12 protein-coding genes are annotated in these 14,378 nt (G+C 61.4%); 4 read left to right on the forward strand and 8 right to left on the reverse strand.

Going from position 1 to position 14,378, the window contains the following annotated elements:
* Window positions 1-58 precede the first annotated feature (58 nt).
* From adeC to HKK54_RS16880, 3 genes are read right to left on the reverse strand one after another with little or no spacing between them, the layout of a single operon-like run.
* A complete protein-coding gene (gene adeC / locus HKK54_RS16870; protein ID WP_010176667.1) occupies window positions 59-1,516 on the reverse strand; it encodes an AdeC/AdeK/OprM family multidrug efflux complex outer membrane factor in 1,458 nt (485 codons plus the stop codon).
* Entirely contained in the window at window positions 1,513-4,674 is a 3,162-nt protein-coding gene (locus HKK54_RS16875) for an efflux RND transporter permease subunit (protein WP_010176666.1), read from the reverse strand. The genes adeC and HKK54_RS16875 overlap by 4 nt, the downstream gene beginning before the upstream one ends.
* A gap of 3 nt (window positions 4,675-4,677) precedes the next feature.
* Entirely contained in the window at window positions 4,678-5,826 is a 1,149-nt protein-coding gene (locus HKK54_RS16880) for an efflux RND transporter periplasmic adaptor subunit (RefSeq protein ID WP_010176665.1), read from the reverse strand.
* A gap of 265 nt (window positions 5,827-6,091) precedes the next feature.
* Between HKK54_RS16880 and HKK54_RS16885 the strand changes: the two genes are divergently transcribed.
* Window positions 6,092-6,724: a TetR family transcriptional regulator gene (locus HKK54_RS16885; protein ID WP_003219798.1), complete on the forward strand. Its 633-nt coding sequence runs from the start codon at window positions 6,092-6,094 to the stop codon at window positions 6,722-6,724.
* Window positions 6,725-6,954: 230 nt separating this feature from the next.
* On the opposite strand, the gene HKK54_RS16890 is transcribed toward HKK54_RS16885, so the two are convergent.
* From HKK54_RS16890 to HKK54_RS16900, 3 genes are read right to left on the reverse strand one after another with little or no spacing between them, the layout of a single operon-like run.
* Window positions 6,955-8,010, reverse strand: a complete 1,056-nt coding sequence (locus HKK54_RS16890) for an alkene reductase (RefSeq protein WP_010176664.1) — start codon at window positions 8,008-8,010, stop codon at window positions 6,955-6,957.
* 26 nt (window positions 8,011-8,036) lie between these two features.
* Complete coding sequence (locus tag HKK54_RS16895; RefSeq protein WP_010176663.1) at window positions 8,037-9,203, reverse strand: MFS transporter; 1,167 nt, start codon at window positions 9,201-9,203, stop codon at window positions 8,037-8,039.
* A 13-nt stretch (window positions 9,204-9,216) separates the two neighbouring features.
* Entirely contained in the window at window positions 9,217-9,531 is a 315-nt protein-coding gene (locus HKK54_RS16900; RefSeq protein WP_010176662.1) for an ArsR/SmtB family transcription factor, read from the reverse strand.
* 156 nt (window positions 9,532-9,687) lie between these two features.
* On the opposite strand from HKK54_RS16900, the gene HKK54_RS16905 reads away from it, so the two are divergent.
* Window positions 9,688-10,260: an acyl carrier protein phosphodiesterase gene (locus tag HKK54_RS16905; RefSeq protein WP_169387275.1), complete on the forward strand. Its 573-nt coding sequence runs from the start codon at window positions 9,688-9,690 to the stop codon at window positions 10,258-10,260.
* Here HKK54_RS16905 and HKK54_RS16910 read toward each other — a convergent pair.
* Window positions 10,257-11,051, reverse strand: coding sequence for a lysophospholipid acyltransferase family protein (locus tag HKK54_RS16910; RefSeq protein ID WP_010176660.1), 795 nt, complete (start codon window positions 11,049-11,051; stop codon window positions 10,257-10,259). The two genes, HKK54_RS16905 and HKK54_RS16910, sit on opposite strands and share 4 nt — an antisense overlap.
* Window positions 11,051-11,806, reverse strand: a complete 756-nt coding sequence (gene olsB / locus HKK54_RS16915) for an L-ornithine N(alpha)-acyltransferase (RefSeq protein WP_010176659.1) — start codon at window positions 11,804-11,806, stop codon at window positions 11,051-11,053. Before olsB ends, HKK54_RS16910 begins: the two co-directional genes overlap by 1 nt.
* 1,043 nt (window positions 11,807-12,849) lie before the next feature.
* On the opposite strand from olsB, the gene HKK54_RS16920 reads away from it, so the two are divergent.
* Window positions 12,850-13,929 carry a serine hydrolase domain-containing protein gene (locus HKK54_RS16920; RefSeq protein WP_169387276.1) on the forward strand — a complete coding sequence of 360 codons (1,080 nt, stop codon included), beginning with the start codon at window positions 12,850-12,852 and terminating at the stop codon, window positions 13,927-13,929.
* Window positions 13,926-14,240 (forward strand): hypothetical protein, encoded by a 315-nt coding sequence (locus tag HKK54_RS16925; protein WP_010176655.1) that lies wholly within the window; start codon window positions 13,926-13,928, stop codon window positions 14,238-14,240. The genes HKK54_RS16920 and HKK54_RS16925 overlap by 4 nt, the downstream gene beginning before the upstream one ends.
* The last annotated feature ends 138 nt before the right edge of the window (window positions 14,241-14,378 follow it).

Here is a 14,378-nt window from a genome sequence, read left to right on the forward strand (position 1 = left end):
AGGGGCGAAAAAAAACCGCTTCCTGTGAGGGAAGCGGCTTTTGTTCACTGCGCCACTGTCAGAACAACTTCAAGGGCGGTGCTTCTTCTTTCAACGGTTCATTCTTCGCGGTTTGCTCGTTCCAGCCACCACCGAGGGCCTTGTACAGGTTGACCTCGCTGTTGAGCTGCGCCAGACGGTCGGTGATCAGCGACTGCTGGGCACTGAACAGTTGGCGCTGGGCGTCGAGGAACGTCAGGTTGCTGTCGACACCAATGCGGTAGCGACGCTCGGCCAGTCGGTAGTAATCCTGGTTGGCCGCGACGAAGCCACGTTGGGCGTCCAGTTGCTGCTTGTAGGTCTCGCGGGCGGCGAGGCCGTCGGAGACTTCCTGGAAGCCGGTCTGGATCGCTTTCTCGTAGTTGGCGACGTTGATCTCTTTCTGGATTTTCGAGTAATCCAGGCTGGCGCGCAGGCTGCCGGCGTTGAAGATCGGGATGTTGATCTGCGGTGCGAACGACCAGGTACCCGAACCGCCCTTAAACAGGCCGCCCAGCGTCGGGCTTGCGGTACCGGCGCTGGCGGTCAGGCTGATGCTCGGGAAGAACGCCGCCCGTGCCGCGCCGATGTTGGCGTTGGCCGCCTTGAGGTTGTACTCGGCCTGCAGGATGTCGGGACGACGTTGCAGCAGGTCCGACGGCAGGCCGGCCGGTACTTCGCTCAACAGGTCATCCGCCAATGGCCGGCTGACGATATTCGCCGGCAGGCCGGTGCCCAGCAGCAGGGTCAGGCTGTTTTCGTCCTGGGCCACCTGGCGGGTGTAACGCGCCAGTGCAACCCGGGCGTTTTCCACCGAGGTACGGGCCTGGCTCAGGTCCAGGGCCGATGCCACGCCGACTTCATTGCTGCGGGAGGTGAGCTTGAAGCTCTGCTCGTACGCGCCCAGGGTGTCCTGGGTGAGCTTGAGCAGCTCCTTGTCGGCCTGCCAGGTCAGGTAGGCATTGGCCACGCTGGCCACCAGGCTGATCTGGGTGGTGCGACGGGCTTCTTCGGTCGCGAAGTATTGTTGCAGCGCTTGCTCGCTCAGGCTGCGCACGCGGCCGAACAGGTCCAGCTCATAAGAGCTGATCCCCAGGCCCGCCGAATATTGGCTGGTGATGCCTGCTTCGCCGGTCTGCGACAGTTTGGCCGGGGTACGCGAACGGCTGCCGCTGCCCGTGGCCGAAACCGCCGGGAACAGGTCGGCACGCTGGATCTGGTACTGCGCGGCATACGCGTCGATGTTCAGGGCCGCGACACGCAGGTCGCGGTTGTTCACCAGCGCGGTCTGGATCAGCTGTTGCAGGGCAGGGTCATGGAAAAACTGCTTCCAGCCTTGCTCGGCAGCGGCCTGGCTCGGCGCCTGGGCCGACGAATACGCCGGCCCCTGCGGGAACTGCGCGGCTACCGGCGCTTCAGGGCGCTGGTAGTCCGGGATCAGCGAGCAGCCACTGAGCACGAATGCCGTGACAGCTAAGGAAAGTAGCGACTTGCTCATTGGCCAGCCTCTTTAGGAGTTTGCTTGGGTTCAGTCTTTTTACGTTCGCCAGCGGAGGACACGGTTGCGAAGAACAGGGGTACCCAGAAGATCGCGAGGACCGTGGCGGTGATCATACCGCCAATTACGCCCGTACCGATGGCGTGCTGGCTACCTGAGCCGGCACCGGTGGAAATCGCCAGGGGCAGTACGCCGAGCATGAACGCCATGGACGTCATGATGATCGGTCGCAGACGCATGCGGGATGCCTCGATGGCCGACTCGACGATGCCTTTGCCCTGTTCGTGGAGCTCTTTGGCGAACTCCACGATCAGGATGGCGTTTTTCGCCGCCAGACCCACCGTCACCAACAGGCCCACCTGGAAGAACACGTCGTTGGACAGTCCCCGCAGGCTGGTGGCGATCAGGGCACCGATCACACCCAGCGGCACAACCAGAATTACCGCAATCGGGATCGACCAGCTTTCGTACAGTGCCGCCAGGCAGAGGAACACTACCAGCAGCGACAGGGCGTACAGCGCAGGCGCCTGGGAACCGGACAGGCGTTCTTCGTACGACAGGCCGGTCCACGAGTAGCCGACACCGGCTGGCAAGTCCTTGGCAATGCGTTCGACTTCCGCCATCGCATCACCGGTACTGTAGCCAGGCGCCGGGGTACCGAGGATTTCCATCGCCGCTACACCGTTATAGCGCGAGAGTTTCGGCGAACCGAAGATCCACTTGCCCGAAGAAATGGCCGACAGGGGCACCATCTTCCCGGACGTGCTGCGCACGTACCATTTGCTCAGGTCTTCCGGAGACATCCGGCTGGCGGCGTCACCCTGTACATACACCTTCTTCACACGACCACGGTCGATGAAGTCGTTGATGTAGCTGCCACCCAGGGCAATTGCCAGGGTCTGCTGGATGTCTGCCAGGCTGATGCCCTGGGCGCTGGCCTTCTCGTCGTCAACGGTCAGCTCGTACTGCGGCTCATCGTTCACGCCGTTGGGGCGCACGCCCGCCAGGATCTTGCTTTGTGCTGCGGCACCGAGGAACTGGTTACGCGCGTCCATCAACTTCTGGTGGCCGACGCCGCCCTGGTCTTGCAGGAACACGTCGAAGCCGGTGGCGTTACCCAGTTCGAGTACCGACGGTGGCACCACGGCAAATACCATGGCGTCCTTGAAGGCCCCAAAGAAGTAACCCTGGGCGCGCTTGGCAACCTCAAATACCGACTGGGTCGAATCACGCTCATCCCACGGCTTGAGCATCACGAACGCGAGGCCCGAACTCTGGCCACGACCGGCGAAGTTGAAGCCGTTTACGGTAAACACCGATTTAACCGCCTTGCCTTCGCCTGGCTCGCCTTCCTTGTCGTTCAACAGGTAGGCGCGCATATCGTCGATGACTTTCTGCGTACGTTCAGCCGAAGAACCCACTGGCGTTTGTACCTGGGCAAAGATCACGCCCTGGTCTTCCTCTGGGAGGAACGCGCTTGGAATGCGGGTGAACATCCAGATCATGCCGGCGAGGATCAGTACATAGACCAGGAACGCCGGGAACTTGTGCTTGATCATGTTACCGACGCCGCGCTCGTAGCTCAGAACGCCACGGTCGAAGGTACGGTTGAACCAGCCAAAGAAACCGCGCTTGGGTTGGCCGTGTTTTTCCGGGTCAATCGGCTTGAGCATGGTGGCGCACAAGGCCGGGGTGAAGATCAGCGCAACCAGTACCGACAACGCCATCGCCGAAACAATGGTGATGGAGAACTGCCGGTAGATCACACCGGTGGAACCCCCGAAGAACGCCATTGGCAGCAGTACCGCCGACAGCACCAGGGCGATACCCACCAGGGCACCCTGGATCTGGCCCATGGACTTGATCGTCGCCTCCTTGGGCGACAAGTGCTCCTCGGCCATTACCCGCTCGACGTTCTCCACCACAACGATCGCATCGTCCACCAGCAAGCCGATGGCCAGGATCATGCCGAACATGGTCAGGGTGTTGATGGTGAAGCCGAACGCCGCGAGGATCCCGAAGGTACCCAGCAATACCACCGGTACCGTCATCGTGGTGATGATGGTGGCGCGGAAGTTCTGCAGGAACAGGAACATCACCAGGAACACCAGTACGATCGCTTCGACCAGGGTGTGAACCACACCGGAGATCGATTCGGTCACCACCGGGGTGGTGTCATACGGCACCACCGCCTTCATGCCAGGCGGGAAGAACGGTTCGAGGGACGCAACCGTTTCGCGAATCGCCTTGGCGGTGTCCAGTGCGTTGGCACCGGCTGCCAGCTTGATCGCCATACCGGAAGCCGGCTTGCCGTTGAACTGTGCACTGATGCTGTAGTTCTGGCCGCCCAGTTCGATACGCGCAACGTCACCCAGACGAACCTGGGAGCCGTCGGAGTTGACCTTCATCAGGATATTGCCGAACGCTTCAGTGGTTTGCAGACGCGTCTTGCCGATGATGGTGGCGTTCAACTGAGTGCCGGGCAGGGCAGGCAGGCCGCCCAATTGGCCGGTAGCCACCTGGACGTTCTGCGCCTGGATGGCGTTGCTGACATCCACTGGCGTCAGCTGGTAGTTGTTCAGCTTGGCCGGGTCGAGCCAGATACGCATGGCGTACTGGGAACCGAACACCTGGAAGTCACCCACACCGGCGGTCCGGGAAATCGGGTCCTGGATGTTGGAAACGATGTAGTTGGACAGGTCATCCTTGGTCATGCTGCCGTCTTCCGACACCAGACCGATCACCATCAGGAAGTTCTTCACCGATTTGGTAACGCGGATACCTTGCTGCTGTACTTCTTGTGGCAGCAGCGGAGTCGCCAGGTTGAGCTTGTTCTGTACCTGAACCTGGGCGATGTCCGGGTTGGTACCCTGGTTGAACGTCGCGGTGATGGTCATGCTGCCGTCGGAGTTACTGTCCGAGGCGACATAACGCAGGTTGTCGATACCGTTGAGCTGTTGCTCGATAACCTGCACCACGGTGTCCTGCACGGTTTGTGCAGACGCGCCCGGGTAGGTCACCTGGATATCAATGGCGGTTGGCGCAATGGCCGGGTACTGGTTGATGGGCAACTTCAGGATCGACAGTGCCCCGACCAGCATGATCACCAGGGCAATTACCCAGGCGAAAATGGGACGGTCGATAAAAAATTTCGACATGAATTACTCCCCTTGACCAGCAGCGGCAGCAGGAGCAGCAGCGGAACCGGCGGGCTTGGCGTTATCCGCGTCCTTGACCTTGACTTCGATGCCCGGCTTGATGAATTGCAGGCCTTCGGTGATCACGCGGTCACCGGCGTTCAGGCCTTTTTCCACCAGCCAGTAGGCGCCGGTAGTCCGGTTGGCGACCAGTACGCGCTGCTCGACCTTGTTGTCCTTGTTCACCACCAGCGCGGTCGGGATGCCCTTCAGGTCGCGGGTCACGCCTTGCTGTGGTGCCAGGATGGCCTTGCTGTTCACACCGGCTTGCAATTGCGCGTGCACAAACATGCCCGGCAGCAGGGTGTGGTCAGGGTTCGGGAACACGGCGCGCAGGGTCACGGAACCGGTGGTTTCGTCGACCGAGACTTCGGAGAATTCCAGCTTGCCTTCCACGCCGTAGTCGCTGCCGTCTTCCAGGGTCAGCTTGACCTTGGCCGCATTGTCGCCGGCTTTTTCCAGTTGGCCGCTTTCCAGGTCGCGACGCAGTTTCAGCATCTCGGCGGAGGACTGCGTGACGTCAACGTAGATCGGGTCCAGTTGCTGGATCACTGCCATGGCGTCGGTCTGGCCATTGCTGACCAGCGCGCCTTCGGTCACCGAAGAACGGCCGATACGCCCGGAGATCGGGGCGAAGACCTTGGTGTAGCGCACGTTGATCTGGGCCGTTTGCAGGTTGGCTTCAGAGGTCATGCGGTTGGACACGGCAGTGTCGTATTCCTGACGGCTGACCGCTTGCTCATCGACCAATTGCTTGTAGCGATCGGCAATCGATTTGGTCTGGGCCAGGTTGGCCTGGGCGCTTTTCAGGGACGCGTCATACACCGACGGATCGATCTGATAGAGCTGCTGGCCTTCTTTAACGTCGCCGCCTTCCTTGAACAGGCGCTTGAGAATGATGCCGTTGACCTGAGGGCGAACCTCGGCAATGCGGTAGGCCGTGGTGCGGCCTGGCAGCTCGGATGTCAGGGTGAAGGCTTGAGGTTGAATAGTGACCACGCCGACCTGAGGGGTTTGAGCGGGCGGAGCCGCTTCTTCCTTTTTACATCCGCTGAGCAGCGATGCCAGGGCGACGGCAGTAACCAGGGCGGTAACAGCTGGCTTAAGTTGCATGAAGATCCTCGGGTCAGGCGCGCAGAGTGCGCACAAGAAGTGTGGAAGGGTAAAAAACAGGCACTGAGTGGATAAGTAGCTTGCTACGCAATATACTTACGTTCATGGTTGTTTGTAAACTCTTGACAGGCTTCGCGGAATGTTGACAAAGCACCGTCCAAAGCCTCGATTCTAGTACGTTCGGCGCCCATGAAGGCGTCGTCCCACAATTATTCAGATGGTCGTTTCCGGCCACCCCAAGTGTCCTGATTGAGGTTTTACTGCCATGGTTCGTCGTACCAAAGAGGAAGCTCAGGAAACGCGCAGCCAGATTCTTGAAGCGGCCGAGCAAGCCTTTTACGAGCGCGGGGTTGCGCGTACCACGCTGGCGGATATCGCCGCGCTGGCCGGCGTGACGCGCGGTGCCATCTACTGGCATTTCAGCAACAAGGCCGACCTGGTGCAGGCGATGCTCGATACGCTGCACGAGCCGCTGGATGAGTTGGCCAGGGCCAGTGAGAGCGAGGACGAGGTCGATCCGCTGGGTTGCATGCGCAAGCTGCTGATTCATCTGTTCCATCAAGTGGCCCTGGACCCGAAGACCCGGCGCATCAATGAGATTTTGTTTCATAAGTGCGAATTCACCGATGAAATGTGTGATCTGCGCCGTCAGCGCCAGACCGCCAGCCTTGAATGCAACCTGCGCATCGGGCTGACCCTGCGTAACGCGGTCCATCGCGGGCAGCTTCCGGAGAATCTCGACACCGTGCGTGCCGCTGTGTGCATGCACGCCTATATCGACGGAATTCTCGGCCAATGGCTGCTGGTGCCCGACAGTTTTCAGTTGGCCCAGGACGCAGAGCGATGGGTCGATATCGCGTTGGACATGCTGCGCTTGAGCCCTGGCCTGCGCAATTAAGACAAAATGCGTAATTGCGACCAGTTGTGTCAACAATAAAGGCCAGGGCAGGGCAATCAGCCTTTTCCCTGAATTTATGGGGTGACGTTATATACGGGCTGGCGGGTGGTTGATAGGTAGTTGGCTAAGTATTTTGTAGCAATATTGTTGCAAGGCTGTGAAGGAATGTTTCCTGCGGCCCATAAAAAAGCCCCGGCTCTCGCGAGCCGGGGCTTTTTCGTTTCAGCCGATTACAGGGCCAGGGTCGGGTAGTCGATGTAGCCGACCGGGCCTTTGCCGTAGAACGTCTCTGGATGAGCTTCGTTCAGCGGAGCATCGGCCTTCAGACGAGCCGGCAGGTCCGGGTTGGCGATGAACGGCACGCCGAACGCGACGGCGTCTGCCTTGCCCGAGGCCAGCCAGGCATTGGCGCTGTCCTTGGTGAAGCGTTCGTTGGCGATGTAAGGACCGCCGAAGGCTGCTTTCAGTTGTGGGCCGAGGCTGTCGCCCGCTTCCTTTTCACGGGAGCAGATGAACGCGATGCCACGCTTGCCCAGTTCCTTGGCGATGTAGGTGAAGGTTTCCGACAGGTTGGCGTCGCCCATGTCGTGGGAGTCGGCGCGCGGTGCCAGGTGCACACCTACACGGCCGGCGCCCCACACTTCAATCACCGCGTCAGTCACTTCGAGCATCAGGCGTGCGCGGTTTTCCAGGGAGCCGCCATAGTTGTCAGTGCGCTGGTTGGTGCTGCTTTGCAGGAACTGGTCAAGCAGGTAGCCGTTTGCGCCGTGAACTTCCACGCCGTCAAAACCGGCAGCCTTGGCGTTCTCGGCGCCTACGCGGTAAGCGTCGACGATGTCGGCGATTTCAGCGATTTCCAGGGCGCGCGGGGTAGGGTAGTCGGCCAGTGGGCGCACCAGGCTGACGTGGCCTTTAGGCTGGATGGCACTTGGCGCGACCGGGGTTTCACCATCAAGGTACGACTCATGGGAGATACGGCCCACGTGCCACAGTTGCAGGAAGATCTTGCCGCCCGCGCCGTGTACGGCCTTGGTCACGTTGGCCCAGCCGCGCACCTGGTCGTTGGACCAGATGCCCGGGGTATCCGGGTAACCCACGCCCATTGGCGTCACGGAGGTGGCTTCGCTGAGGATCAGTCCGGCGGAGGCACGTTGTACGTAGTACTCGGCCATCAGCGCATTCGGCACACGGCCGGCGTCGGCACGGCAGCGGGTCAGCGGCGCCATGATGATGCGGTTCGACAGTTCCAGGTCGCCCAGCTTGATGGGATCGAAAATAGTCGTCATGGGATAACACCCTTCTCTTTAGTTGATCAGTTGGTCGCGGGGGCCAGGTCGGCATCGCCGGTCTGACGGAAAGTAATCAGGGTCACCAGCAGGGCGAGCACCGCCAGTGCCGCAGCGGCCAGGGGCACGCTGGTCAGGCCGAAACCATGGGCAATCACGCTGCCGCCTACCCAGGCGCCGAGGGCGTTGCCGATGTTGAAGGCGCCGATGTTCAAGGTGGACACGAGGTTGGGCGCAGCCTTGCCGAAGGTCACCACGTTGATTTGCAGCGCCGGTACGGCGGCAAACGAGGCGGTGGCCCAGAGGAACAGGGTGATTTCAGTCGGGATCACGGCGACGCTGGTCCAGGTCAGTACCGTGGACACCACCGCCATGCTGATAAATACGCCGATCAGGGTGGCGGCCAGGCGTTTGTCGGCCAGCTTGCCGCCGATGATGTTGCCGACGGTCAGGCCCAGGCCGATCAGCAGCAGGGTCCAGGTCACGCCTTTGGGCGAAACACCGGTGACATCCCCCAGCAGCGGCGCGACGTAGGTAAAGAGGGTGAACATCGAGGCGGCGAACAGCGCAGTCATGCTCAGCGACAACCAGATCCCGGCACCCTTGAGGGCGGCCAGTTCGGCGCGCATGTCGAGTTTTTCCTCGTCACGCTTGGCCGGCAGGAAGCGGATCAGGCCGATCAATGCGATCACCCCAATCACCGTCACTGCCCAGAAGGTCGAGCGCCAGCCGGCTTCCTGGCCCAGCGCAGTGCCCAACGGCACGCCCAGCACGTTGGCCAGGGTCAAACCGGTGAACATCAATGCCACGGCTGAAGCACGCTTGTTGGCCGGTACCAGGTTGGCCGCAACCACCGAACCGATACCGAAGAAGGCACCGTGGCAGAGCGCCGTGACCACACGGGCAAACATCAGCACGTTGTAGTCACTGGCCAGCGCGCAGAGCAGGTTGCCGATGATGAAGATGCCCATCAACGCTACCAGGGCGGCCTTGCGTGGCAGCTTGGCGGTGGCCAGTGCCATGAACGGCGCACCGATGGCCACGCCCAGGGCGTAACCGGTCACCAGCCAGCCGGCGCCGGGAATCGAGACACCGAGGTCGGTCGCCACATCGGGCAACAGCCCCATGATGACGAACTCGGTCGTACCGATGGCGAAGGCGCTTAAGGCCAGGATGAGTAGCGAGAGAGGCATTGTCGGGTCCTTGTTACAGCGGTGTGCTGAGTTCTTCGGTGAGCGCTTTGAGGAAGGCTTGGATCACCTCCTCATTGCGTTTGAAAAAGTGCCACTGGCCCGCCTTCTGGCTGCTGATCAGCCCCGCCCGTTGCAGGTTCGCCAGGTGCGCCGACACGGTGGACTGCGACAGGCCGCAGCGCTGGTCGATCTGCCCGGCGCAAATACCGTGCTCGTGGTTGTGGATCTGCTCGGGGAATTGCACTTTCGGGTCTTTCAGCCAGTTGAGGATGTCTCGCCGTACTGGGTGCGCCAGGGCTTTTATTATTTCGTCGAGGTCGATGGACATGGCAGTGATGCTCGGGTTTGTAAAACGTTATATCGCGATGAGGCGAACCTTAAATCGTTATATCCCGATATACCAATATGATTTTGGTCTTAAGCCAGATTAAATCGGTATATCGGGTTATAACGATACGTTGACGGCAGTGCTAGACTGCGCGCCATGAATTATCTCGCACATCTGCACCTGGGCGGCCAACTTCCTGCTCAATTGCTCGGCAGCCTGTATGGCGACTTCGTTAAAGGTCGCCTGCAAGGCCAGTTCAGCCCGCAAATCGAGTCGGCGATTCAGTTGCACCGCTCAATCGATCGCTACACCGACAGCCACCCGCTGATAGGGGAGGCCCTGTCGCGCTTCACCCTCACCCGACGTCGCTACGCCGGGATCATCCTCGATGTGTTTTTCGACCACTGCCTGGCGCGGGATTGGGCGTTGTATGCCGATCAACCGCTGGAGCGCTTTACCTCCCGGGTTTACCGGGTGCTCGCCGAAGAACCGGCGTTGCCGGGGCGGCTGGCGCAGATTGCGCCATATATGGCGGCGGATGACTGGCTGGGTTCATACCGCGAGTTCACGGTGATGGAACAGGTGTTGGCGGGAATCGGCCGGCGCCTGACACGGCCCGAAGAACTGGGCCATGCCATGCAGGAATTGCGGGCGCTGTATGAGCCGTTGAGCGAGGATTTCCGGGTGTTTTACCCGCAGTTGCAGGTGTTTGCCGCGCAGCACATCTAGGCTGCGGCCAGAGTTCCGGCACGCCGCGGTTCTGCCGGCTGCACCACTTCACCAAACAACGCTTTCTGCACCGCCTGCTGCGCCTGGAACGCCAGTGCCGCACGTTCCTGCCCGGCGCAGGCAATCGGCTTGAGCAGATGGATTTCCACATCGCCCTGGTCATTGCCAAACAACCGCATCAGGTGCGAGAGCAAATCGTCATCGCCAATAAACGGTGCCAGCGGGTCGATATGGCCATCGCGCAGGTAACGAATCGCCACCGGTTGCAGCGACACATCGGCATCAATTGCACTGGCCAATAACCGCCCGTGGAATGTACGCAACGTTCGGCCATCGGTGGTGGTGCCTTCGGGGAACATCAACAGCGGGTGTTTTTGTTCCAGGTGGCGGGTCATCTGCTTGCGGATCAACTGGCTGTCACCCGAACCACGGCGGATAAACAGGCTGCCGGCCTTGGCTGCCAACCAGCCCGCCACGGGCCAGGTACGCACCTCGGCCTTGGACAGGAACGACATCGGCGCCACCATTCCCAGCAGCGGGATATCGGTCCACGACACGTGGTTGCTGACCCACAGCATCGACTGCTGCGGCAACTCACCGTGAACGGTCACGCGAAAGGGCAGGGCATTGGTCAGCCGTGCCATGAAAAAACGCGACCAGCGCTGCCGGCGCACCATCGAGTTGGCCACACCCAGTCGTTCAAATACCCCAAACACACTGGCCATGCTCAAACCCAGGGCCACCACCACCAGCACGCGGGCGATCCGCCCGTACACCCGAAGGCGGCTCATCACATGGCTGCCTTGAAGTGGCGGGCATAACGCGGGCACAGTTCGTCGCGCTTGAGCAGGATAAACACGTCGGCCACCTGGAAGTCCTCGTCCCAGCACGGCTCGCCGCAAATCTTCGCCCCCAGGCGCATATAGGCCTTGAGCAGGGGCGGCATTTCGGCGATCACGTTGGACGGCAGGTCCAATGCCGGCAGCGGCTTTTTCGGCTCGGCCCGCAGGTGTTCGTTGCACAGGTAGCGTTCGCGCAGGCGCTGCATGATCGCATGGGCCTGGATGCCCCCGTCGTGCATCGGGATGCTCGCGCAGCCCATCAGGTAGCTGTAGCCGCCCTGGTTGAGCACTTCGGCCAGTTCGCCCCATAACACCGCGATGGTGCCGCCGTTGCGGTAGGCCGGGTCGACGCAGGTGCGGCCGATCTCCAGGATCGGGCCTTTGAGGTGCAGCAGGCCGTGGAGGCTGAATTCTTCTTCGCTGTAGAAGCGGCCCAGGGTGCTGGCGGCCTGGTGGTCGAGCAAACGGGTGGTGGCGACGAGTCGACCGCTGTTCAAATCCCGCACGCCGATGTGGCTGCAGTGAACATCATAGTCATCCATGTCCAGGCCCAGTTCCGCGCCTTTCAGCTTGGCGTTGAATTCGCCGCTGAACACGTTGAACCGCAGGGCTTGGGCTTCCTGCAAAGCCTGGGCGCCGATCAGGCGTTCGGCTTGCAGGCGGCGTTCATTGCCGGTGTCGCTGATGCGGGCGATCTGAGTCATGGCGAGTCTCCGAGTGCCGGCCAGGGTTGCGGCCGGTCGACTTGTTTGTGCCAACTCAGGCTATGTACGGCCGGTGTCATCTCCATGAAGTTACGGTGACGCTTAGATGACAGGCGTCTGGGGCTGGTTTGGGGGGTTGTGTACATATCCGTTGTTGCGGTAACGGCCTCCTATGGTTTCGCTCTTACAGCGACTCACTTTGGAAAAGCCCCAAAGTAAGCAAAGGGCTCTGCCCCGCCTGTCGGCACCTCGCCTAGGCTCGGTGTTCCCTCACTCCGGCATTGCTCCGCGGGCCGCCGCGACGGGGCGTCCCTGCCCCGTCGCGGCTAAACCGGCGTCCTGCCGGTTTACCCGCTCCTCAATCCCTGCGTTCGGCCTCGGGCTTATTGGGGCAGTCAGATCAAGATCAAAAGCAAGAGCACAGCGGCCTACAGGCCGGCTTGAGTGGTAGAAGCCAAATCAAAAGCGAAAGCCAAAGCGAAAACCAAATCTGAAACTGCTGCGGCTCTGCTTTTCTGTGGGAGCTGGCTTGCCTGCGATGCAGACAACTCGGTCTTTCAGGTACACCGAGGCGATGCTATCGCAGGCAAGCCAGCTCCCACATTTGGACCGTGGCCGCTTTAGATTTTGATCTTGCCTTTGCTTCACACCACTCAAGCCGGCCTGTAGGCCGCTGTGCTGTTGATCTGCTTTTGATCTTGATCTTAGGCGCCCCGTTAAACCACGCTGGCCGAACGCAGGTAGTACGGAGCGGGTAAACCGGCAGGACGCCGGTTTAGCCGCGACGGGGCAGGGACGCCCCGTCGCGGCGGCCCGCGGAGTAGTACCGGAGTGAGGGCACACCGAGCCTAGGCGAGGTGCCGAGTGGTGGGGCAAGAGCGTTTTGCTTACTTTTGCGCTTTTCAAAAGTGAGCCGCCGTAAGGGCGGAACCCATTTCAGCAACGCCCAAAAAACGGATATGTACTCACCCCCAAGGCCCCGTAACAAAACCGTCATTTCCCTCCGCTAGCCTCGCGGGCTTGAATGCCCGAGTCCCAAGCCCATGTTCAAAGGCCTGCTCTACGCCGCGCTGCTGTTCACCCTGACGGCCCACGCCGAAACCTGGCCGTCCAAAGACTGGACCCAAGGCGGGCAACTCACCGGTCCCGCCGCCCAGGCCCTGGATGACTACGCTTTCCCGCCCCGCGACGACACCACCCGCAAAGGCATCCGCACCGACGCCTTGCTGGTCATCCGCGACGGCCAAATCATTTACGAACGCTACGCCGCGCCGACCACCGCGAGCACCCCGCACCTGACCTGGTCCATCAGCAAAAGCCTGATGGCCACTGTGCTCGGCGTGGCCTTCGGCGAAAACCGCTTCAAACTCACCGACCCCGCCGCACGCTTTTACCCGCCGATGAAGCAACACCCCAGCGTAACCATGGCCGACCTGTTGCACTGGGCCTCGGGCCTCGACTGGCAGGAAGACTACGAATACGCCCCGCTGAAATCCTCGGTGGTGGCCATGCTCTACACCCGCGGCCGCCACGACATGGCCGAGTTCACCGCCGACACCGGCACCTTCAGCGCCCCCGGCCAGGCGTTCCGTTATTCCAGCGGCGACAGCAACCTGCTGTCCGCCACCCTAAAGGGCATGCTCGGCCACAAGGCCTATGTCGACTACCCGTGGACCGCCCTGTTCCAGCCTCTGGGCATCCGCAACGCCACCTGGGAAAGCGACGCCGACGAAACCTTCGTTGCCTCCTCATACGCCTATCTCACCGCCCGCGACCTGGCGCGCGTCGGCCTGCTGATGCAGCGCGACGGTCGCTGGGGCGATCAACAGGTGCTGCCCAAGGAGTGGGTCGCGTTCAACCGCCAGCCGTTCGATAAGTACAAACCGGGTCAGGACGAAGCCGTTCCGGGCGGCCAATGGTGGCTCAACCGCGAGGTGCAAGGCGCCGCCAGACCCTGGCCGGATGCGCCCGCCGACACCTTCGCGGCCCTGGGTCACTGGGGCCAGGCGCTCTACGTGATGCCCGAGAAACAGCTGGTGATCGTTCGCTACGGCGATGATCGCGACGGCAGCTATCGCCACAATGAACTCCTCAAGCGCGTCCTCGCGGCGGTGCAACCATGATCCGCCGTCGTCCCTTCAGCAGCCTGTTGATTCTGCTGCTGCTCGCGTTGCTCGGCTGGGCCTGGCACGAGCGGGTCAACCTGCAAGCTTTCCCCGACATCATCGCGGCCTACACCGCCAAGGAGTACTGCTCGTGCCGGTACGTGGAAGGCAATCCCGCTGATTATTGCGTGGGGTATGTGAAGCAATACGTGCCCACCAGCGCCTTCGCCGATAACCCGGAAAAACACTCGGTGACCGCCAGCGGCCTGGGCCGCACCCACAGTGCCCAGTGGCTGAGCCAGCGCGAGGGCTGCCGCCTCTTGCCCTAATGCAGTCACACCGAACCTGTGGCGAGGGGGCTTGTCCCCCGTTGGGCTGCGTAGCGGCCCCAAAAAAACGGGAGCGCTACGCACTCCAACGGGGGACAAGCCCCCTCGCCACAAGGATCTCACCGGGCTGAGGTTCCA

Origin of the sequence: Pseudomonas sp. ADAK13 (assembly GCF_012935715.1) — a bacterium.
In the GTDB taxonomy this organism is placed as follows: Bacteria; Pseudomonadota; Gammaproteobacteria; order Pseudomonadales; family Pseudomonadaceae; genus Aquipseudomonas.